The 21727-nt window shown below is 71.8% G+C and carries 19 protein-coding genes; 7 read left to right on the forward strand and 12 right to left on the reverse strand.

Annotated elements, in window-relative coordinates:
• Nucleotides 1-24: 24 nt before the first annotated feature.
• Both IOD14_RS17210 and IOD14_RS17215 read right to left on the reverse strand, forming a co-directional pair.
• Nucleotides 25-687 carry a DUF4232 domain-containing protein gene (locus IOD14_RS17210; protein WP_123993586.1) on the reverse strand — a complete coding sequence of 221 codons (663 nt, stop codon included), beginning with the start codon at nt 685-687 and terminating at the stop codon, nt 25-27.
• Between the two features lie 73 nt (nt 688-760).
• Nucleotides 761-3142 (reverse strand): SpoIIE family protein phosphatase, encoded by a 2382-nt coding sequence (locus IOD14_RS17215; RefSeq protein ID WP_212670693.1) that lies wholly within the window; start codon nt 3140-3142, stop codon nt 761-763.
• Between the two features lie 268 nt (nt 3143-3410).
• Between IOD14_RS17215 and IOD14_RS17220 the strand changes: the two genes are divergently transcribed.
• Together IOD14_RS17220 and IOD14_RS17225 are read left to right on the forward strand one after the other, a co-directional pair.
• Nucleotides 3411-6509 carry a glycoside hydrolase family 2 TIM barrel-domain containing protein gene (locus IOD14_RS17220; RefSeq protein ID WP_212670694.1) on the forward strand — a complete coding sequence of 1033 codons (3099 nt, stop codon included), beginning with the start codon at nt 3411-3413 and terminating at the stop codon, nt 6507-6509.
• 163 nt (nt 6510-6672) lie between these two features.
• Entirely contained in the window at nt 6673-8916 is a 2244-nt protein-coding gene (locus IOD14_RS17225; protein WP_212670695.1) for a glycoside hydrolase family 9 protein, read from the forward strand.
• On the opposite strand, the gene IOD14_RS17230 is transcribed toward IOD14_RS17225, so the two are convergent.
• From IOD14_RS17230 to IOD14_RS17240, 3 genes are all read right to left on the reverse strand, one after another.
• Nucleotides 8861-10390 (reverse strand): cytochrome bc complex cytochrome b subunit, encoded by a 1530-nt coding sequence (locus IOD14_RS17230; protein WP_212670696.1) that lies wholly within the window; start codon nt 10388-10390, stop codon nt 8861-8863. The two genes, IOD14_RS17225 and IOD14_RS17230, sit on opposite strands and share 56 nt — an antisense overlap.
• Nucleotides 10387-11310, reverse strand: coding sequence for an RNA polymerase sigma factor SigJ (sigJ, locus tag IOD14_RS17235; RefSeq protein WP_212670697.1), 924 nt, complete (start codon nt 11308-11310; stop codon nt 10387-10389). Before sigJ ends, IOD14_RS17230 begins: the two co-directional genes overlap by 4 nt.
• A gap of 94 nt (nt 11311-11404) precedes the next feature.
• The gene (locus IOD14_RS17240) at nt 11405-12145 is read right to left on the reverse strand and encodes a 2OG-Fe(II) oxygenase (protein ID WP_212670698.1); all 741 of its coding nucleotides are present in this window, start codon (nt 12143-12145) and stop codon (nt 11405-11407) included.
• A gap of 152 nt (nt 12146-12297) precedes the next feature.
• On the opposite strand from IOD14_RS17240, the gene IOD14_RS17245 reads away from it, so the two are divergent.
• From IOD14_RS17245 to IOD14_RS17255, 3 genes are all read left to right on the forward strand, one after another.
• Nucleotides 12298-12543 carry a hypothetical protein gene (locus tag IOD14_RS17245; RefSeq protein WP_020117150.1) on the forward strand — a complete coding sequence of 82 codons (246 nt, stop codon included), beginning with the start codon at nt 12298-12300 and terminating at the stop codon, nt 12541-12543.
• 3 nt (nt 12544-12546) lie between these two features.
• Nucleotides 12547-12924: a hypothetical protein gene (locus tag IOD14_RS17250; protein WP_007386606.1), complete on the forward strand. Its 378-nt coding sequence runs from the start codon at nt 12547-12549 to the stop codon at nt 12922-12924.
• Nucleotides 12925-13675: 751 nt separating this feature from the next.
• Nucleotides 13676-15283, forward strand: a complete 1608-nt coding sequence (locus tag IOD14_RS17255; RefSeq protein WP_212670699.1) for an RICIN domain-containing protein — start codon at nt 13676-13678, stop codon at nt 15281-15283.
• Nucleotides 15284-15346: 63 nt separating this feature from the next.
• On the opposite strand, the gene IOD14_RS17260 is transcribed toward IOD14_RS17255, so the two are convergent.
• Both IOD14_RS17260 and IOD14_RS17265 read right to left on the reverse strand, forming a co-directional pair.
• Complete coding sequence (locus tag IOD14_RS17260; RefSeq protein WP_123993579.1) at nt 15347-16516, reverse strand: lactate 2-monooxygenase; 1170 nt, start codon at nt 16514-16516, stop codon at nt 15347-15349.
• 58 nt (nt 16517-16574) lie between these two features.
• Nucleotides 16575-17282, reverse strand: coding sequence for an alpha/beta hydrolase (locus tag IOD14_RS17265; protein WP_212670700.1), 708 nt, complete (start codon nt 17280-17282; stop codon nt 16575-16577).
• Here IOD14_RS17265 and IOD14_RS17270 point away from each other — a divergent pair.
• Nucleotides 17281-17748, forward strand: a complete 468-nt coding sequence (locus tag IOD14_RS17270) for a hypothetical protein (RefSeq protein ID WP_212670701.1) — start codon at nt 17281-17283, stop codon at nt 17746-17748. The two genes, IOD14_RS17265 and IOD14_RS17270, sit on opposite strands and share 2 nt — an antisense overlap.
• 27 nt (nt 17749-17775) lie before the next feature.
• Here the strand turns inward: IOD14_RS17270 and IOD14_RS17275 are convergent, their stop codons facing one another.
• Complete coding sequence (locus IOD14_RS17275; RefSeq protein ID WP_212670702.1) at nt 17776-18339, reverse strand: hypothetical protein; 564 nt, start codon at nt 18337-18339, stop codon at nt 17776-17778.
• Nucleotides 18340-18661: 322 nt separating this feature from the next.
• Between IOD14_RS17275 and IOD14_RS17280 the strand changes: the two genes are divergently transcribed.
• Nucleotides 18662-19093, forward strand: a complete 432-nt coding sequence (locus IOD14_RS17280) for a protease inhibitor (protein ID WP_123993576.1) — start codon at nt 18662-18664, stop codon at nt 19091-19093.
• Nucleotides 19094-19227: 134 nt separating this feature from the next.
• On the opposite strand, the gene IOD14_RS17285 is transcribed toward IOD14_RS17280, so the two are convergent.
• The 4 genes from IOD14_RS17285 to IOD14_RS17300 form a co-directional block, all read right to left on the reverse strand.
• Nucleotides 19228-19680: an STAS domain-containing protein gene (locus IOD14_RS17285; protein WP_212670703.1), complete on the reverse strand. Its 453-nt coding sequence runs from the start codon at nt 19678-19680 to the stop codon at nt 19228-19230.
• A gap of 137 nt (nt 19681-19817) precedes the next feature.
• Nucleotides 19818-20027 (reverse strand): CDGSH iron-sulfur domain-containing protein, encoded by a 210-nt coding sequence (locus tag IOD14_RS17290; protein ID WP_123993574.1) that lies wholly within the window; start codon nt 20025-20027, stop codon nt 19818-19820.
• Nucleotides 20008-20694, reverse strand: a complete 687-nt coding sequence (locus IOD14_RS17295; protein ID WP_123993573.1) for a HemK2/MTQ2 family protein methyltransferase — start codon at nt 20692-20694, stop codon at nt 20008-20010. The genes IOD14_RS17290 and IOD14_RS17295 overlap by 20 nt, the downstream gene beginning before the upstream one ends.
• Nucleotides 20695-21708: an iron-containing redox enzyme family protein gene (locus IOD14_RS17300; RefSeq protein WP_212670704.1), complete on the reverse strand. Its 1014-nt coding sequence runs from the start codon at nt 21706-21708 to the stop codon at nt 20695-20697.
• Nucleotides 21709-21727 lie beyond the last annotated feature (19 nt).

The raw sequence follows: 21727 nt of genomic DNA on the forward strand, positions 1-21727 counted from the left end.
CCGCAGTGCCCCGGACGCGACCGCTCAGGCGCCGGTGCCGGGGCTGAAGGGGATCAGCCGCACCGACGCCTCGTCGCCGGACACCGGGACCTCCCCGGACGTCCACGTCACCTTCAGCGGGTCCTCCTCGTCCGGAGGGGTCACCAGAAGGGCGGCAGGAGTGGCGGTGCCCGCGCCGCTGACCTCCGGGTTCGCGAAGGACAGCCCGGCCCAGGCGCTCTGCCCCGGCGCCAGCTTCACGGTCTCGGGCTCGCCGGAGGAGCGTTTCGGGTCCGGGCCCAGCTGATGGCCGGACGCGTCGACGAAGGCGGTGCCGGGATAGCCGTACAGGGTGCAGGTGCGGCTCGACTCGTTCGTCAGCACGACCGGGAAGTTCTCCTGCCCGGCGCCCGGGTTGTTGCGGCCGACGGAGGCGCTGAGCTCCGAGGTGTGGCAGCGGGTCCCCGCTGCCGACGGGGTGAGGGAGTTGCTGACCGCGTCGGTCGGCACACCGCTCGGCGCGCTGCCGGTGCCGTCCCCCCGCGGGCTCCCCGTCGTGGAGCCGGTCGTGGGCGCCGCCGTGCCGGACTCGGTGCGCGGACCGCTCGCCGTGCCGTCGCCGCTGCCGCAGCCCGCCAGCAGACCGAGCAGCGCGGCCGAACCCGCCAGCAGGACCGACCGCCGCACACCCAGGGACCAGTTCGTCATGCCTCCACACTCCCGAAGATTTCCCGCGGGCGCACGTACGGGGGTCCGGATCCGGCCCCTCGGTCCGTACGGATCACTCCTCGTCGAGGAGTCCGATCTCCGCCCAGATCGTCTTGCCGTCGGCCGTGTGCCGGCTGCCCCAGCGCTGGGTGAGCTGGGCGACCAGGAGCAGGCCCCGGCCGCCCTCGTCCCAGGTCTTGGCGCGTCTGAGGTGCGGGGCGGTGTGGTTGGTGTCGGAGACCTCGCAGATCAGCGTGGTCGCGTCATGGATGAGCCGCAGCCGGATGGGGTGGGCGCCGTACCGGATCGCGTTCGTCACCAGCTCGCTCGTCACCAGTTCGGCCGTGAACGACACCTCGCTCAGGTCCCAGCGGGCCAGCTGCTGGACGACCTGCTTGCGGACGGGCGCCACCAGCGCCGGGTCGGCCGGGATGTCCCAGGTCGCCACCTGGGAGGCGGGCAGCCCCAGGGTGCGGGCCAGCAGCAGGGCCACGTCGTCCGTGGAGCCGCCCGACGGGAGCAGCGTGTGCAGCACCCGGTCGCAGGTCTCCTCCAGGGAGTCGGCGGGAACGGCCAGGGCCTCGCACAGCAGCGCGCGGCCGGCGTCCACGTCCCGCTCCCGGGACTCGGTCAGCCCGTCCGTGAACAGCGACAGCACGGTCCCCTCGGGCAGATCCAGCTCGGCGGACTCGAACGGCAGCCCGCCCACCCCCAGCGGCGGCCCCGCGGGCAGCTCCACCTTGCGGGCCGGCCCGCCCGGCGTCAGCATCACGGGCGCCGGGTGCCCGGCCCGGGCCAGGGTGCAGCGCCGCGACACCGGGTCGTAGACCGCGTACAGACAGGTGGCCCCGACCTCACCGGGGTTGCCCTCGCCGCCGGCCTCCGCGGACAGCCGTACGACGAGGTCGTCGAGGTGGGTGAGCAGTTCGTCCGGGGCCAGGTCGATGTCGGCGAGGGTGCGTACGGCGGTGCGCAGCCGGCCCATCGTCGCCGAGGCCTGGATGCCGTGTCCGACCACGTCCCCGACGACCATCGCGACCCGCATCCCCGACAGCGGGATCACGTCGAACCAGTCGCCGCCCACCCCGGCCCGCGCGGCCGGGAGATAGCGGGAGGCCGCCTCCACGGCGGCCGTGCGCGGCAGGGTGCGGGGCAGCAGACTGCGCTGGAGGGCGAGGGCGGTCTCGCGTTCGCGGGAGAAGCGGCGGGCGTTGTCGACGCAGACCCCGGCCCGTGCGGTGATCTCCTCGGCCAGCAGCACGTCGTCCGGGGTGAAGGGGTCGGGGCGCCGGTACCGGGTGAGGACCGCGACTCCGAGGGTCCGGCCGCGGGCCTGGATCGGCACGGACATCGTGGAGTGGATGCCGAACTCCTTGACCCGCTCGCCGCGTGTCCGGTTCCAGTTGAGCCACTGGTCCAGGCGTCCCGAGGACACCGTGGCGACGATGGTGCGGCCCGCCACCAGTGAGTCGGCCTGCGGCGAGGTGGCCGGGTACACCTCGCTGTGCCCCGGCTTCACGACCGCCAGCGGGTTGCCGGGATCCACCGACTGGTGGGCGGCGCGGCGCAGCTCGACCGGGGCGGTGAGGGAGGCCGGCGACTCGCCGTCCTCCGTCGGGTCCAGCAGGTCGACGCTGACGAAGTCGGCGAGCGCCGGAATGCACACGTCGGCCAGCTCCTGGGCCGTGCGCGTGACGTCGAGGGTGGTGCCGATGCGCACACTCGCCTCGTTCACCAGCTGGAGCCGCTCGCGGGCGAGGAAGTTGTCGGTGAAGTCGTGGGCGGCCAGGCACACGCCCCGCACCCGGCCCGCCGGGTCGGTGATCGGCGCCATCCGGGCCAGCCAGGCATGCGCGCTGGTCTCGCCGCCGGTCCGCATGTAGGTCTGCACGTCCTTCGCCCGGCCGGTGGTCAGCACGTGCAGCAGATGCTCCTCCAGCTCCTCGCTCTGCTGCTTGCCGCCGATCTCGGACAGCCTGAGGCCCTGGATGCGCTTCTCGGGCAGCCCGATCACGTCGGCCATGGCGTCGTTGACCCGGCGCAGGCGCAGCTGCTCGTCGTACACGGCGACCGCGCACGGCGACTGCGTCAGGACGGCCGTGCTCAGCGGGTCGTCGGGGGAGCGCGGGCCGCCGGGGTCCAGCGGGGTGACCAGGAGCCAGTGCCCGGGGCCGCCGTCCGCGGAGTGCTGATGATGGGCGAGGAGCCACACCGACACGGCCGTGCCGTCGCGGTGGCACAGGGTGAGGGTGCCGTCCCAGCGGGCGTCGAGGGGCCCGTCGAGCACCTCCTCGTCGTCGCCGACCAGGAGGTTCACCGCCGGTCTGCCCACGACCTCGGCGGGTGACCAGCCCAGCAGCCGCTGCGCGCCGGCGTTCCACGCGACCAGCGTGCCGTCCTCGCCGACGACGGCCCGAGCCGTCGCCGTGTCGTCGAACGGGTACACGAGGGTCATCGTCGCCACTCCATTGCGCGCACTCTCAGTGAACAAACAGGTCACTTGGGTTCCAGCCTAGTGCGTCGCGGTCTCGCACGAACGACGAACCCCTGTGCACGGCGGACCCTGTGGCCGGACCGTCGTCAAGAGGGAAATCCGGCCGAGGTGACGCAGGGGACGGGAGCGGCTTGCCGCGCCCTTGACGGCCGCACGTGGCTCACCGTCAGATTCTGTTTGTTCACGATCAGTTGTGAGTACTTGTGGGCCCTGATGAGGGAGAGCCGCCATGACGGTCACACGCAGATCGGTTTTGCTCGCTTCCACGGCCGCGCCGGCCGCGGGGGTGCTCCTGACCAATCCGGCGGCCCGGGCCGCCGGGTCAGCGGGGAGCGCTCCCGGCCGCCGCACGGTCGCTCTGCGCGACGGCTGGCGCTTCGCGCTGGTCAACCCGGGCGGGATCACCGACCCCACGGGGGAGTACGCGGACGCGGCGGCCCCCGGTTACGACGACTCGGAGTGGCGTGAGACCGCCGTGCCGCACGACTGGAGCATCGAACTCGCCCCCACCACCCAGAACGGCACCACCAGCGGCACCGGCTTCTTCCCCGGCGGCCTGGGCTGGTACCGCCTCGCTCTCACCCTGCCGCCCGCCCTCTCCGGCAAGCGGATCTCGGTGGAGTTCGACGGCGTCTACATGGACTCCGCCGTCTACTGCAACGGCACCGAGGTCGGTCGCCATCCCTACGGCTACACCGGCTTCGCCCTCGACCTCACCGACCTGCTCCACACCGACGGCACCACCGAGAACGTGATCGCGGTCAAGGTGCAGAACCGGCTCCCCAGCAGCCGCTGGTACTCGGGCAGCGGCATCTACCGAGAGGCCCGCCTGGTCGTCACTGAACCCGTGCACGTGGAGCGCTGGGGCACCCGCGTCACGACCCCGGAGATCACCGAGGAGCGGGGCCTGGTCCGGGTGACGACGTCCGTCGCGAACGCGTCCGGCGCCGGCACCGACGTCGAGGTCGTCACCCGGATCCTCGACCCCCGCGGCCGTACCGTCGCCCGTGCGTCCTCCACGGTCGCCGTCACCGACAGGGCCACCGAGACCCACGAACTCACGGTCCCCGACCCGAGGATGTGGGACTTCGGGACACCGCACCACCGCTACACCGTGCGGACCGACCTGCGCGTCGGCGGCACCACGACGGACACCTTCCGCACTCCCTTCGGCTTCCGCACCTTTCGCTTCGACCCCGACGAGGGCTTCCACCTCAACGGCACCCATCACAAGCTCAAGGGGGTCGACCTCCACCACGACCTGGGCGCCCTCGGCGCGGCCGTCGGCATCGACGCCGTCCGCAGACAGATGACCCTCATGAGGTCGATGGGCGTCAACGCTTTCCGCACCTCCCACAACCCGCCCTCCCCGGAGATGATCCAGGTCTGCGAGGAACTCGGCATCGTGATGCTGGTGGAGGCCTTCGACTGCTGGAAGACCCCCAAGACCCGCTACGACTACGGCCGGTTCTTCGACGAGTGGTGCGAGAAGGACGCCACCGAGATGGTCCTCGCCGCCCGCAACTCGCCCGCGGTGCTGCTGTGGTCGATCGGCAACGAGATCCCCGACTCCACGTCCACCGCCGGGCTCGCCATGGCCGACCGGATCATCGCCGCGATCAGGGCCGTCGACGACACCCGTCCGCTGGTCATCGGCTCCGACAAGTACCGCCGCCCGCCCGCCAAGGGCTCGGCGGCCGACCTGATGCTGGCCAAGCTGGACGGCCTCGGCCTGAACTACAACACGGCCAAGTCGGTGGACCAACTGCACGCCGCCTACCCGCACCTGTTCCTCTTCGAGTCCGAGTCGTCCTCCGAGACCTCCACCCGCGGCGCCTACCAGGAGCCCGAGCACCTCAACACGGGCGAGAACCACACCCCGGGCAGGCGCGAGACCTCGTCGTACGACAACAACCTCGCCTCCTGGACCATGAGCGGCGAGTACGGCCACAAGAAGGACCGGGACCGCAGATGGTTCGCCGGGCAGTTCCTGTGGTCCGGCATCGACTACATCGGCGAGCCCACGCCGTACGACGTCTTCCCGGTGAAGGCGTCCTTCTTCGGCGCGGTCGACACGGCCGGCTTCCCGAAGGACATGTACCACCTCTTCCGCAGCCAGTGGACCGACGAGCCGATGGTCCACCTGGTGCCGATGACCTGGAACCACGAGGAGGGCGACACGGTCGAGGTGTGGGCCTACGCCAACGTCCCCGAGGTCGAGCTGTTCCTCAATGGCAGGTCCCTGGGCATCCGGACCTTCGACACCAAGAGGACCACCGACGGCCGGGCGTACCTGGAGACCACGGAAGCCACCGGCGACGACAAGACCTTCACCGACGGCCCCTACCCCGGCAGCTACACCAGCCCGAACGGCAGCGCGGGCAAGCTCCATCTGACGTGGCAGGTCCCCTACGCGCCGGGCGAGTTGAAGGCGGTGGCCCGCAGGAGGGGCAAGACCGTCGCCACCGACGTGCTGCGCACGGCCGGCAGGCCCCACGCCGTACGGCTCACCCCCGACCGCACGTCCCTCGCCGCCGACGGCCGTTCACTGGTCTTCGTCACCGCGGACGTCGTCGACGCCCGGGGAGTCGTCGTGCCGGACGCCGAGCACCGCATCTCCTTCTCGGTCAGGGGCGGCTCGCCGGCCGGACTCGACAACGGCCGCCAGGAGAGCGCCGAGCGCTACCAGGCCACCACCCGCACCGCCTTCCACGGCAAGGCCCTCGCCATCGTGCGCTCAGGCACCGAGGCGGGGGTCCTCGAGGTCACGGCGCGTGCGCAGGGGGTGCGGACCGGCACCGTCAAGGTGCGCACCACCCCGGCCCGCTCGGTCGCGGCCACCGAACCGGCGGACTTCTCCCCGGACCCGCCCGCGCCCCTGGACCTCCCGTTCGCGGACGCCAGTTACTCCGGCCGCCCGGACACCCTCCCGGCCGCCATGCTCGACGGCGATCCCGCCACCGGCTGGTCCAACGCCTTCAGCAAGGCCGCCACCGCCCTGCTGCCCGCCTTCAGCGGCGCCAGGGCGAAGGACTGGGTCTGCGTCGACTTCGGACGGACCAGGACCTTCGACCGGGCGGAGATCTCCTTCACGCTGAGCGCGACCCACGGCCTGCCCGCCTCCGTCGAGGCCGCGGTGTGGGACGGCGGGCGGTATGTGCCGGTCACCGGAGCGGCCGTGGAATGGGCCGACGCCTCGGACACGCCGACGGTCCTCACCTTCGACGCCGTGCGCGGCTCCCGGATACGGCTCGCCTTCACCAGCGCCCACCCGGGGGAGACCCGCGGCGCGATACGGATCAGCACACTGGCAGTCCCCGCCGGCTGAGCCGCGGCATGGTCCGGACGGGCGATTTTGACTTCCGTGAAGCCTTTGGTCCCGTCCGGACCGTTGACTAGGTGTCATGCCTGCAACAAACATGGCCTGCGACCGTCAGCTGGGAGCGCTCCCATGGTGGGCGCCGCCCGTACCTCCCCCGAGGAGCCCGGACGTGAACAGACGCAGAACCGCACTGTTGTCCCTGACCGCCCTGCTGGGGGCGGCACTTGTGGCCTCGCCCGTGTCCCCAGCCGCCGCCGACGAGGTGGAGCAGCTCAAGAACGGCACCTTCGACACCACCACCGCGCCCTGGTGGACGACCAGCAACGTCACCGCGGGCCTGTCCGACGGACAGCTCTGCGCGGACGTGCCGGGCGGCACCGCCAACCGCTGGGACGCCGCGGTCGGCCAGAACGACGTCACCCTGGTGAAGGGGGAGTCGTACCGATTCTCCTTCACCGCGAACGGCTCGCCCGAGGGGCATGTCGTGCGGGCGATCGTCGGGCTCCAAGCGGCCCCCTACGACACCTACTTCGAGGTGAGCCCGCAGCTGAGCGTCTCCGGGAACTCGTACTCGTACACGTTCACCTCGCCCGTCGACACCGCCCAGGGCCAGGTCGGCTTCCAGCTCGGTGGCAGCGCCGACCCGTTCCGCTTCTGCATGGACAACGCGTCCCTGCTGGGCGGGGTCCCGCCCGAGGTGTACGAGCCGGACACCGGGCCGCGGGTGCGGGTCAACCAGGTCGCCTACCTGCCCGCCGGGCCGAAGAACGCCACCCTGGTCACCGACGCGACGACGAAACTGCCCTGGCAGCTGAAGAGCGCCTCCGGTGCCGTGGTCGCGCACGGCTGGACCGTCCCGCGCGGCACCGACGTCTCCTCCGGGCAGAACGTCCACTCGATCGACTTCGGCGCCTTCAAGAAGCGCGGTGAGGGCCTCACCCTGGTCGCGGACGGCGAGACCAGCCGGCCCTTCGACATCGGCACGCGCGCCTACGAACAGCTTCGCCTCGACGCGGCGAAGTACTACTACACGCAGCGCAGCGGCATCGCGATCCGCGACGACCTGCGCCCGGGCTACGGCCGCCCCGCCGGGCACGTGAACGCGGCCCCCAACCAGGGCGACAAGGACGTGCCCTGCCAGCCGGGCGTGTGCGACTACACCCTCGACGTCACCGGCGGCTGGTACGACGCCGGCGACCACGGCAAGTACGTCGTCAACGGCGGCATCTCCACCTGGGAGGTGCTGAGCACCTACGAGCGCGAGCTGCTGGCCCGCACCGGACAGCCCGGGAAACTCGGCGACGGCACCCTCGCCATCCCCGAGAGCGGCAACAAGGTGCCGGACATCCTCGACGAGGCCCGCTGGGAGCTGGAGTTCCTGCAGAAGATGCAGGTGCCGGACGGGCGGCCGCTGGCCGGGATGGCCCACCACAAGATCCACGACGAGCAGTGGACGGGCCTGCCGCTGCTGCCGAGCGACGACCCGCAAAAGCGTGAACTGCACCCGGTGTCCACCGCGGCGACCCTGAACCTGGCCGCCACGGCCGCGCAGGCCGCCCGCCTGTACAAGCCGTACGACAAGGCGTTCGCGGCGAAGGCCCTGGCGGCCGCCCGCAAGGCCTGGGCCGCGGCCCTCGCCCACCCGGACCTGTACGCCTCGGAGAGCGACGGCATCGGCGGCGGCACCTACGCCGACAACAACGTCACCGACGAGTTCTACTGGGCGGCGGCCGAGCTGTATCTCACCACCGGCGAGAAGGCGTTCCGCGACCACGTGCTCGCCTCACCCGTCCACACCGCCGACATCTTCAGCCCCGTCGGCTACGACTGGGCCCGGACCGCCGCCGCGGCCCGCCTGGACCTGGCGACCGTGCCGAGCAAACTGCCCGGGCGGGACAAGGTCCGCCAGTCGGTCGTCGCGGGTGCCGACCGCTACCTCGCCACCCTGAAGGCCCACCCCTACGGCATGCCGTACGCCCCGGAGGGCAACCTCTACGACTGGGGCTCCAACCACCAGATCCTGCACAACGGGATCGTCATCGCCACCGCCTACGACATCACCGGCGCCTCGAAGTACCGGGACGGCGCCCTCCAGGGCATCGACTACATCTTCGGCCGCAACGCGCTGAACATCTCGTACGTGACCGGCTACGGCGAGGTCAACTCCCACAACCAGCACGCCCGTTGGTACGCCCACCAGCTCGACCCGAACCAGCCGAACCCGCCGAGAGGGACCCTGGCCGGCGGACCGAACTCCTCCATCCAGGACCCCTACGCGCAGAGCAAACTCCAGGGCTGCGTCGGCCAGTTCTGCTACATCGACGACATCCAGTCCTGGTCGACCAACGAGCACACCATCAACTGGAACTCGGCCCTGACCCGGATGGCGTCCTTCGTGGCGGATCAAGGCTGACCGGAGCATGCTCCACCAGCTCACCGGGCCGCTCGTGCGCGGTGAGCGTGTGGAGCCGGGCCTGATCGAGCGGCTGGTGCACCTCGACGTACTCACCGTGCGGCAGCCGCTTGATCACGCCGGTCTCCCGGCCGTGCAACACCAGCTCACGGTCCCGGAGTTGAAGGCCCAGGCAGATCCGCCGGGTGACGACGAAGACCACCGCCGGGACCAGGAAGATCCCGATCCGCACGGCCCAGGTCACCGTGTTGATCGACAGATGGAGCCGGGTCGCCACGATGTCGTTGCCGCCGCCCGCCAGCAGGATCAGGTACAGGCTGATCCAGGACGCGCCGATCGCCGTACGGACCGGACGGTTGCGGGGGCGGTCCAGGAGGTGGTGCTCGCCGCGGTCCTTGGTGAACCGGGCCTCCAGGAACGGGTAGACGCCGATGAAGACCAGGACGAGCGGGAAGGCCACCACCGGGATCAGTACGCCCAGGACGAGCGTGTGCCCCCACAGGGTGACCTCCCAGCCGGGCATCACCCGCACCAGGCCCTCCGCGAACCCCAGGTACCAGTCGGGCTGGGCGCCGGTGGAGACCTGGTCGGCGCGGTAGGGGCCGTACGACCAGACCGGGTTGACGGACGCCACGGCCGCGATGAGCGTGAGCGCCCCGAACACCAGGAAGAAGAACCCGCCCGCCTTCGCCAGGTACACCGGGAAGAACGGCGTCCCGACCACGTTGCGTTCGGTTTTTCCGGGGCCCGCGAACTGGGTGTGCTTGTGGTACACGACCAGGATCAGGTGGGCCACCACGAGCGCCGCCATGATGCCGGGGATCACCAGGATGTGCAGCGAGTAGAAGCGGGCCACGATGTCATGGCCGGGGAACTCGCCGCCGAACAGGAACAGTGCGAGATACGTCCCGACGACCGGTATCGACACGGTGGCGCCGTAGACGAACCTCATGCCCGTGCCCGACAGCAGGTCGTCCGGCAGCGAGTAGCCGAAGAGGCCCTCGAACAGGCCCAGGAACAGCAGCGACCAGCCGAACAGCCAGTTCACCTCGCGCGGCTTGCGGAACGAGCCGGTGAAGAAGTGCCGCATCATGTGCGTGAGCATCGCGGCGACGAAGATCAGCGCCGACCAGTGGTGCAGCTGGCGGATGAGGAGCCCGCCGCGCACGTCGAAGCTGATGTCCAGCGTCGAGGCGTACGCCTCCGACATGCGCACGCCGTTCAGGGGCGTGTAACTGCCGTGGTACGTCACCTCGTTCATCGACGGGTGGAAGAACAGCGTCAGCCACACGCCGGTCAGGATCAGCACGACGAAGCTGTACAGACAGATCTCGCCGAGCAGGAAGGACCAGTGGTCCGGGAAGACCTTGCGCAGGTACTTCGCGCCCAGCGTGCGGGTGCCGAGCCGTCCGTCCAACCAGCCGGACAGCCGCTCGCCCTTGCCCGGCTCCACCGGGCGTTCCGTGCGCGTCACGCCTCCTCCTTCTGCACATGCGTGAGCTTGTCGGGATTCGAGACGACGAAGAGGTTCGCGACCCGGTCGCCCTCCGGGGTGAGGTCCAGGACGATCACCGCGTACGGCGCGTCGCCCTGGAACAGCACGGCCGCGTCGTCGCCGTTGACCCGGCGGTGGCGCAGCTCCAGGGAGCCGGCCCGGGCCCCGGCCGCGCCGCCCCGCTTCGCGTAACCGGTGAGCAGCCGTACGGCCTTGTCGCGGCCGTGCACGGGGCGCAGCGCCGAGGGCCTGCGGTTGCCGCCGCCGTCCGTCCACACCGTCACGTCCGGCGCGAGGATCTCCATCAGCTCCGCGATGTCGCCGCCGACCGCGGCCCGCACGAAGCGTTCGGTCGCCTCCCGGCGGACCCGGGGGTGCGTCTCGTACAGCGGACGGCGGGCGTGCACATGGGCTCGCGCGCGGTGCGCCACCTGCCGTACGGCGGCCGGGGTGCGGTCGAGGATCTCCGCGATCTCGGTGTGCGCGTACCCGAACACCTCGTGCAGCACGAACACCGCGCGTTCCAGCGGTGACAGCGACTCCAGGACCACCAGCATCGCCAGCGACACGGACTCGGTGCGCAGGGCGGGGTCGTCCGCGCCGTCCTCGTCGGCGACCAGGGGCTCGGGCAGCCACGGGCCCACGTACGTCTCCCGGCGGCGGCTGACCACGGCCCGCCGCTGCAGCGCGTGGTTGACGGCGATGCGGACCAGATAGGCACGGGGACTGTCGACCCCCGCCGCGCCCCGGCGCGACCACGACAGCCAGGTGTCCTGCAGCACGTCCTCGGTGTCGGCGACGCTGCCCAGCATGTTGTAGACGACGCCGAACAACAGCTCCCGGTGCTCGACGAAGACACCGGTCGCCTCCTCGGCGTCGGGGACGTGGATCTCGGACATCTCGTGTGGCCTCCCAGTGGCGCGCTCACCACTGGGAGGCCTTCAGGGCCCCCGAATGTGACATCGAGAGGCCGGAATGTGACCCACGCCTCACCTAGGAGGCGTCATGGAAGACGATCCCCAGCGCGTGCCGGCGTCCCGAGCGCAAGACACTTACTCCGTGCCGCACGCCACCGGCCGACCAGCCGCGCTTGGTCCGCACCGGCCGGTCGCGGGTCGTGAAGACGACGCCGTGGCCCCGGGGGAGCACGGTCGCCGTGCCCCGGGACTGGGCCCGGGGGCGCTGCTCGACCATCAGGAACTCGCCGCCGGTGTAGTCGACGCCGTACTCGTCGAGGCCGATCACCACCTGGAGCGGGAAGACCAGGTCGCCGAAGACGTCCCGGTGCAGCGCATTCCAGTCGCCCTCGGTGTAGCGCAGCAGGATCTGCGCCGAGCGGTCCTGCCCGGCCGTGTGACAGCGCTCCAGCCACTCCTCCAGGGAGTCCGGCCAGGGTGCCGGGCGCCCCAGACGGGCCGCCCAGTCGCGGGCGACGGGGAGCAGGCGCGGGTAGAGCGCGGTGCGCAGGGCGGCGACCGGTGCGGGCGGTTCATGGGTGAAGTAGCGGTACTCGCCCGACCCGAACCGGTGCCGCGCCATGTCCACGGTGGTCCGGAACAGCTCCGGCCTCTCGTACAGGGCCACCAGCTCGCGGCACTCGGCGGGCGTCAGCAGCGGCGCGGTCGGCGCGCAGCCGTGCGTGTCCAGCTCGGCGGCGAGAGCGGTCCAGTCGGTCGCGGCGACGCGGGTGCGGGCCACGTCGGGGGTGACGGTCGTGTCGGGGGTGGCGGTCATGTCGGCTTCCTCCTCGCCTTCGAGTGTGGGCCGGCCCCACGTGTCCGTCCGGCGGGAATCGGACACCGTGCTCTGGGGCTCCCGGTACCGGGTGCAGTCGGTCTTGACCTGCGTGTATTTACGGTGGAGTACCCGAGCGGTACCGTGAAGGCATGCCAGCTCTCAACGTGGAGTTCAGCGATCGCGAGCTAGAGGACCTGCGGCAGATCGCCAAGGAGCGCGGTACGTCGATGAAGGCCCTCGTACGGGAGGCCGCCGCGGCGGACATCGCCCGGCACCGGGCCCTGCAGGAGGGCGCGGAGGCGTTCCGGCGGTTCTTCTCCGCCCATGCCGACGAGTTCGCCGCCGCCTTCCCCGAGGACGAACCGGCCGCCAGGGGTGCGGGGCGGGTCGGCTGACCGATGGCTTCCGTCGTTCACATCGACGTGCCCTGGCTGCTCCAGCGGCACGAAGAGGTCCTGCCCGACCAGCCCACGATCAACGACTTCTCGGCCCTCGTCGCCGCCGTCGCACGGCACCGCGTCGACCCGCCCCGCCTCGGCGTCGACTCCGACCCGGCCTGGCGCGCCGCCGCCCTCCTGCACACCCTGGCCCTGCTCAAGCCGTTACCTTCGGCGAACGCCCGCTTCGCCTGTGCCACCGCGGTGGCCTACATGTTCGTCAGCGGCGTCGGCATCGACCCGCCCTACGGCGCCCTCGTCGACCTCGCCCGCGACCTGATCTCCGGCAAGACCGACGTGTACGGCGCGGCCGACCGGCTGCGCTCCTGGCAGATCTGAGGCGCCCCGCCGCGCCGACAGGCGATCCCGGGCCGGATGAGGATGCGCCCGGCCGGACGTCGGATCGGGGTGCCCCCGGCCGAACGCCGGATGGTGCCGATGGTCTGACGGCGGGTCAGGGTGCTCGCGGCCGGTCGCTGGGTCAGGGTGGCCCCGGGCCGAACTCAGGATCGGGGTGCGCCCGTGCCGGACTCCGCATGAGGGCGCCCGTGGCCTGACGCCGTATCAGGGTGCCCTCGAAGCCGTATCAGGTCCCCCCGGCCGGACGCCGACCGTCCCGCCCCGGGGCCGCCGACCGAGGGCGGGAGGAACGGGGTCGGCGGCCGGGGTTTCGCGCGGGAGAGCCGCCGTCCCGCGCGGGGCCTCCGAGAAGGGCCGACTCCAGTGGACTACCGGTCGGTGCGGCGCGGGAGCGTGCGTGGCGCTCCGGCGCGTGCGCGGGGTTCACACGGGGCGCATGGAATGTCGAAAGCCGGTGCGAGCGTACGCAGTTACGGCCCCGTCCGACGGGCTTTCCCATGGCACGGATGTTGCCCGGGCGCCTTGTTGGGCGTGAGTGACTTGTGCAAGGGTGAACCACCTGTGTGGGGGGCAAGGCCGGGTCGTATTCGTCCCGTGGGGAACCGGGACGGAGAGGCGTCGGCGAATTCGTGCCTCCCTCGACCGCGCCCAAAAGGGATGCCCGTTCGGCACTTCTTTTCGGCAACACGAACTTCTGTGAGTCCCATGTCTGTGGGAAGGAAACCGCTCAGTGCCAACCCCCCACCCGCCGCTCCCTCCTTACCCGCCGCCCGGCGGTGCCTCCGGAGAATCCGACGAGGATCTCGCCGCCCGGCTCAGGGGCCGTCCCGACGGCGAGGCCGCCCAGGCCGTCGCGCTGCTCATGGCGCGCCACTGGAAACCGGCGCACGAATACGCGGTGATCTGCCTCGCCTCCCCGTCCGAGACCGCCTCCATGGTGGCCGCGGCCGCCTTCCACCAGGTCCTGGACCGGCTCGCGCTCGGCGAGCCCGCCCTCGCGCTGCGCCCCAGAACCCTCGTGGCCGTGCGGGACACGGTCAAGGAGTGGACCGCCGAGGACCGGACGACCGCGGTTCTGCCGGACCTGGTGAAACCGAACGGCGGCCGCGGTATGCGGGCTGCGAAGTCCATGACCCCCGAAAATCGCAAGCTCGCCGAGCGGTCATTCCTGTCCCTTCCCGGACTTGCCCGCTGCCTGCTGTGGCACACCGAGGTCGAGGCGGAGTCGATAGCCGTGCCCGCCGCACTCCTCGGCATGGACACCGACACCGCATCGGCGGCGCTCGAACAGGCGCGTGAAAAATTCCGAGAAGGATGTGTACATGCCCATCGGGAACTCGCGCCGACGAAGGATTGCCGCTTCTACAACCGTCTCCTCGACGTTCCGATTCGCCGCGGCGGAGCCCTGCTTCCGGATGTCCAGCAGCATCTCGCGGAGTGCCGCTACTGCCGTTCCGCAGCGGAACAACTGAGCCATTTCGAGGGCGGCCTGGGCATACTGATCGCCGAGGCGGTGCTGGGCTGGGGTGCCCGCCGCTATCTCGAACTGCGCGCCGGGCGTACGCCCCAGGCGGCGGCCCGCGGCCGGGGCAGCGGCCGGCACGGCGCGGCCCGCCGCCGCATCCTCGCGCGCATCCCGACCCCCCGGCGCCGTGCCCCCGGCGAGGGCGGCGGTCTGCGCTCCTCACGGACGCTGGTCACCGGAGTGGGCCTCACCTCCGCCGGACTCCTCGCGGCCATGCTCGCCGCCGGCCTGTGGTCGCACGACGGCGGCGCCGACCCGGCCGCCTCCACCAGTGCCACCGGCGGCACGGTCCCGGACACCGCGACCCCGGGCACCGCACAGCTGCCCACCGCACCGGCGGTGACCCGGCTGCGCAACGCCGCCGCCGACCTCTGCCTCGACATCCGGGGCACGGTGAAGGAGGGCGCCGGCACCGAACTGGCGGCCTGCTCGACCGAACGGACCCAGCAGTGGTCCTACGAGGAGGACGGCCTGCTGCGCAGCGAGGCGGATCCCGAGCTGTGCCTGGACTCGCACGTGGACGCGGGCGTGGTCATCCTCGGCAGGTGCGTCGACGAGAAGGGCGAGCGCGCCGCCGACGTGCGCTACGACCTCACCGTGCAGGGGGAGTTGCTGCCCCGCTGGGACGAGCAGCTCGCCCTCGCCTCCACCACCGGGGAGCCGGGCGCCGACGTCGTCGTCAAGGTCCGCGACCGCTCCGAGCAGCAGCGCTGGCTGACCGACTCGACCTCCACCGCCGGCCCCGGCTCGCTGTCGGTCACCGGGAGCGAGGCCCCGCAGGCCCGGCCCGCCGATCTCACGGACCGGGTCTAGGGACGGTCCCCGTCTCGCGGGTCCGCCGACGGCGGGGAGGCCTTCCTTCGTGGAGGCCTCCCCTCACCCGCGGTCCTCCACGAGGTCGTCGGGGCCGACCGTGGCCGGGCCGGCATGGCCCGAGAGGGCGAGCGTGAGGTCCAGTTCGGCGAGCAGACAGCGGATCACGTGCTCGACCCCCGCCTGTCCGTCGAGCCCCAGACCGTAGACGTACGGGCGTCCGACCAGCACCGCGCGGGCGCCCAGCGCGAGGGCCTTGAAGACGTCGTCGCCGGTGCGGACCCCGCTGTCGAAGAGCACGGTCAGGCGGTCGCCGACCGCCTCCACCACCCGCGGCAGCGCGTCGGCCGCCGCGATCGACCCGGCCACCTGACGGCCGCCGTGGTTGGAGACCACCACCCCGTCCATCCCGGCGTCGGCGGCGAGACGGGCGTCGTCCGGGTGCAGGACGCCCTTGAGGACGATCGGCCCGTCCCAGTGCTCCCTGAGGAACGCCAGGTCGGGCCAGGTCTTGCCGGGGTCCGCGAACAGGCCGACGAAGCGCATGACGGCCGCGTCCGGGTCCTCGTGCACGGGCTTGGCCAAACCCGCGCAGAAGGCCGGGTCGGAGAAGTAGTTGGCGGTGCCGACCCCGTGCAGGAACGGCAGGTACGCCTGGTCGAGATCGCGGGGCCGCCAGGCGAGCAACGGGGTGTCCAGGGTGACCACCAGGGCCGTGAACCCGGCCGCCTTCGCCCGGTTCAGGAAGCTCAGCGCCACCTCCGGGTCCTTCGGCCAGTACAGCTGGAACCAGCGCTCCGCGTCGCCCATCGCCTCGGCCACCTGCTCCATCGGCGTACTGGAGGCGGACGACAGGATGTACGGCACCCCCTGGGCCGCGGCTGCCCGGGCGGCGGCGGACTCCGCGTCCGGATGCATGATCGACAGCACCCCGACCGGGGCCAGCGCCAGCGGGGCGGGCAGGGCTCGCCCCAGCACCTCGACGGACAGGTCGCGTTCGTGGACGTCCCGCAGCATGCGCGGCACGATCCGGCGCCGCTCCAGTGCCGCGCGGTTCGCCCGCGCCGTACTGCCGTCGCCCGCGCTGCCCGCCACGTAGCCCACCGGGCCGGGGCCCAGGCGCTGTTCGGTGAGCTCCTCCAGCCGGGTCAGGTCGGTGGGCAGCCGGGGCACCGCGCCGGACATGCCGTTCAGGTAGATCTCGTACTGGAAGTCCGCCCAGTGCTTGGCCATCCGTCCGAACCGCCTCTCGTCGTCGAGTGCGCTGACGATATCGGCGGGCGGGTGCCGGTCAGGAGGGGAGGGGCGGGGTGGGGACGGACTCGGCGAGGATGCGGGCCAGTTCGCGCGGCTGGGAGAACATCGGCCAGTGGCCGGTGTCCATCCGGACCAGCTCCCAGCGCTTGCTCTTGAGCAGTTCGGCCACGACAGGCATCGGTTCCTCGTCGTCGAGGAGGCACTTGACGTAGGTGGCGGGGAGTTCGCCGAGGGGGCGGGTGAGCTCCGCGGGCTCGGTGAGGCTCGCGCCCGGGTGCGGGGACGCGCGGTCGATGATCAGGGCGATCTGTTCGTCCGTCAGGCCCTGGCCGGCATAGTGCTCCGGGCCCACCGGCAGCCAGAAGCCGCCGTTCTCCTCGATCTCCTTGCGGACGTGGTCGCTCGGCCATCCCGACAGGAACGACTCCCCGTCGACGGGCACGCTGGAGTCCACGAACACGACCCTCGCGAGGCGGTCACCGATCCGCTCGGCCGCCTGTCCCACGGGTATGCCCGAGTAGCTGTGCCCGACCAGCACCACATCTCGTAGATCCAGCCGCTCGACCTCGTCGACGATGTCCCGGACATGGGTCTGCTGTCCCGCCGGGACGCCCCGCTTCTCCGCGAGGCCGGACAACGTCAGCGGATGGGGCGTGTGCCCCTCCGCGCGCAGCTCGGCCGCGACCTCGTCCCACGCCGACGCCCCGAGCCTCGCGCCCGCCACCAGTACGAAGTTGGTCATGCCCCGCAATGTAGCCGAGCGCACCGACACCATCCCGGCCCTGGCCGCGCGCCTGCGGCTCGTGCCTGGCCTGCGGCTCGTGCCTGGCCTGCGGCTCGTGCCTGGCCTGCGGCCCGTGTCTGGCCTGGGGCCCGACCTCGGCCTGGGGTTCGTGTCTGGCCTGGGGCCCGACCTCGGCCTGGGGTTCGTGTCTGGCCTGGGGCCCGACCTCGGCCTGGGGTTCGTGTCTGGCCTGGGGCCCGACCTCGGCCTGCGGCTCGTGTCTGGCCTGGGGCCCGACCCCGGCCTGGGGCCCGACCCCGGCCTGCGGCTCGTGCCTGGCCTGCGGCTCGTGTCTGGCCTGGGGCCCGACCCCGGCCTGCGGCTCGTGTCTGGCCTGCGGCCCGACCCCGGCCTGTGGCCCTTGCCCAGCCGCCGGCCCGTACCCGGCCCGCGGCTGCAGTCGGACCCGTGCCGGTGCCGGTGACCCGGACCGCCGCTCGCGGCCCACGTGTCAGCCGTCGGTCGGGTCCTCGGTGGTGGGACCGGCCGTGCCGTCGGTGTCCGGTCCCCGCTCCCGCACCCGTTGGACGTGTTCCAGGGACTCCCGCAGCTCGGCGAGCCAGTCGTCGGTGTGCTCCTGGACCAGCCGGACGCACCAGGCGAGGGCGTCGCTGCGGCTGCGGGCGACCCCGGCGGCGATCAGGGTGTCCAGGACCTGGCGCTCGGGCTGGCGCAGCCGGGTCATGACGGGCGCGGCCACGTGGGTGAACAGGGCGCGCTCGCCGTCGCACTCCACGCCCCAGGACACCTTTCGCCGGAACTTGTGCTCGGCCTCGCGGGCGACCTCGACGCGGTCCTCACGGGTGCGCTCCCGGAACTCCTGGATCCGCCCCTGCACGGCCGCCTCCCGTTCGGCGGCCGAGACGTCCTCGGCGAGCCGGGGGCCGGGGACACGGCCGATCACGGTGATCTCCTCACGGTCGACGACCACCTCGACCAGGGCCTCGAAGAGGCCGTCGGGCAAGCGGCCGGTGAACCAGCCGCGCAGCTTCTCTCGCTGCTCTTCGGTAATCATGTAATGACGATTACTCCGCTGTTCCATGAACGCAAGAGGTCATGACGGGGTGCGCTCACGGCTGAAGCGGAATGTTTCAGGCCTATTGCCGAGGCGGGGCAATCAGGCCATCCGGCCGGTCCGGGCGATCAAGAACCGCCCGGTTGCGGGGCTCGTCTGTTCGGATGATGTGACTTCGCGCCACTGATTCAACACGCAAGGTTACTGAAACCTGTGGGGTCGATGTGAAGTTCGGGCCAGGACTCGGCAGACTCGCGCTCGCCGCTCCGGCACCGACCGAGTCGGAGGGCACACCCTCGAATCCAGCGGAAGGATGCACACAATGCGGAACACCGCGCGCTGGGCAGCGACCCTCGGCCTCACGGCCACCGCCGTCTGCGGACCCCTGACCGGGGCCGCCCTCGCCCAACCGGCCACCGCCTCGGGCCTCTACGCACCCTCGGCCCTCGTGCTCACCCTCGGCCACGGCGACAGCGCCGCCACCGTCACCCCGGAACGGGCCGTGACCCTGACCTGTGCCCCGACCTCCTCGGGCACCCATCCGGCCGCGTCCCTGGCCTGCGCCGAACTGCGCGCCGCCGAAGGGGACTTCGACGCTCTCGGGTCCGGATCCGACGCCCTGTGCACCAGGGAGTACAACCCCGTGGTGGTCACGGTCGACGGCGTGTGGCGCGGCCAGCGCGTCTCCTACGAGCGCACCTTCGCCAACGAGTGCGTGAAGAGCTCCTACGGGACGAGCGTCTTCGCGTTCTGAGAGACCGGGGTCGCGTGGTGCCCGTGACCTGCCCGAGGGGCCCGCAGTTGGGGAGTGCCGCCCCTTTCACGGAACCCCGTGATCCCGCACCGAGGGCCGGCGGACGGAGTGGGGCCGTCCGCCGGACCCTCGGGTCACTCCTTCTCGGGGAAGTCCGGGAACTCCGGGATTTCGGGAGACCCCGGGATCTCCCGGATCTCCCGGATCTCCCGGATCTCCCGAATCTCCGGGATCTCCGCAAGTGGCGGGAACCGGCGCCACAGCCCGGACGCGCGCAGCAGCCGGTGCAGGCGCGGTCCGTCGGTGACCAGGCGCAGCCGTCCGCCGCGCTCCTTGGCCCGTGACTCGGCACGGCAGAGCACCCGCAGGCCCGAGCAGTCGAAGAACTCGACGTAGCGCAGATCGACCAGCACGTCCGGCAGGTCGGTCGCGGTCGCCGCGTCCAGATGCTCCGCGAGGAAGCCCGCCGTCGCGAGGTCGATCTCGCCGACGGCCTCCACCACGGTGAAGCCGCCGTCGGTCCGGGTGCGGGCATACGGATTCGCCGCGGGCGTTTCAGGAGCGCGGTCGTCGGACTCCGGCGTCATGGCCGCTCCACCTCGGCGAGGGACGCATTCGATCTCGGTAGTTACCCCGCGGCGGCCCGAACCATCCATCCAGCGAGATCCGCAAGATCTGGTTCACTCGACCCGGTGAATTCCTGTCAATAACGTTGACTTCTTGTCTAAGAGCGGGTCCGCTCCCGATGGCTGGTGTCGCACCAGGGGTAGCGCCGACTGCGCCGACACGTGCACAGGGCCACCCGGAAGCGGTCGGAGGTGACCGTGCTGCCGTCCTCCAGCTCCACTTCCACGGGCCCCTCCACGAGCAGAGGGCCGCGGTGCTGCATCCGGATGCGGCACGGCCGGTCGGGGTCAGAGGGGGAGTTCGGCACGGACGACCACCAGCTCTTCCTTCTTGTCGGCGGCGGACAGCAGGCCGCGCTCACGCAGCCAGCCCTGCCGCGTGCGCAGCACCGGTCCGAACGCGATGCGGTGACGGCGGGTCACGGCGGCCTTGAGGCCGGCCGCGCGCAGATGCCCCACCGTCCGCCCGGAGTCGCTCAGTTCGGAGTGGACGATCAGCAGCACCCCTCCGGGTCGCAGCAGGGCGGGTGCCTCCCGGCACACGCGGTCCAGCACGAACCGCCCGTCGTGGCCCGCGTCCCAGGCCCGTGCCCTTCCGCGCGGCGGACGGGCTCCCGTCGGCGCCGGTACGTACGGCGGATTGGTCAGGATGAGGTCGAACGACTGGTGCCGCACAGGAGTGAAGAGGTTGCCGCGCCGGACCCGGACGGAGGCGCCGGTCAGCCAGGCGTTGGCCCGGGCCGTGCACACCGCCCGCCACGACACGTCCACCGCGGTCACCCGGCTGCCCCGGCGCGCCGCCTGGAGAGCGAGGGCGCCGGTCCCGGTGCCCACGTCCAGGACGTCCGCACCGGGCGGCAGCGGTTCTTCGGACAGGGCTCCGGCCAGCAGCGCGGTGTCCTCCTGCGGGCTGTACACACCGGGAAGGACCAGAGGGGGGTTCAGTGATCTCACCTGGCCCAAGTACCCCGGCATTCAGGAAATATGGTGAATTTCGGAAGCCAGGGGTGTGCGCAGGGACGTACGCCCGTCCCTCCAGTCCCGCAGCAGGCGCTCGGCGAGCCGGTCCTCGACATGTCCGGTGACGTCGATCCCGAAGGCGACGTCGGCGGCGAGGTGCGGCTCCTCGGCCAGCAGACCGCCGATCACCTCATGGCGCACGACCTGTTCGTGGACGGCGTCGGCCTCGACGTGCTCGTCGTAGAAGTGCTCGGCGGCCGGGCCCGCGCCGGTGCGGCGCATCGCCTCGGCGAGTCGCCGGGAGCCGGGGGAGGAGGTGATCTCGACCGCCGCGAAGTGGCCCACGAGCGCTCCGCGCAGGCTGCGGTGCAGGCCCAGCAGGGACATGAGGTTCACCGTCGCGAGCATCTCCGCGCAGGCCGCGTCCAGGTAGCGCCCGTAGGCCGTGTCCAGACCCAGGTCCGTCATCAGGTTCGCGAAGAGCAGGGCATGGACACGGTCCGGGCGGCCGCCGCCGAACTCGTCGAACTCCACCGCCGCCATGCCCGCCTTGGCCCGGCCCCACAGCCGCGGCAGCACCCACGCGTGCGGGTCGGCCTCCTTGAGGTGGTAGAGCGAGCGCTGGGCCGCGTACTCGCGCACCTGCCACAGCTCGCCCTCCTTGCTCAGGTAGTGGCTGACTCCCGTGCCGTCGACCGGCTCCACGAGAAGCCCGCCGAGCGCGTCCTCGACGCTGTCGTGGACGGGGGCGTCGGTGCGCAGGGCGGACAGGAAGCGGTGCTCCAGGGCTGCCCTGGTGCGCAGCAGGTCGGGGTCCCACTCATGGTCGGACGTGACGCCCGCGAAGCCGCGGTAGTGCAGTTCGTAGCAGATGTAGAGGGCCAGCTGGAGGTCGTCGCCGTACACGTCCGCCCTCGCGACGGTCTCGTGCGGCGGCAGGGGTCCCGCGCCGAGCAGATACTCCTGTACGGCGGCGGAGACCGGGCCCCGGGCCGACGGCAGCTGTGGTTCTTGAGGGTCCTGAGGCATGGCCCCCGGGTACCCGGGC

The organism is Streptomyces sp. A2-16, from assembly GCF_018128905.1.
Classification (GTDB): domain Bacteria; phylum Actinomycetota; class Actinomycetes; order Streptomycetales; family Streptomycetaceae; genus Streptomyces.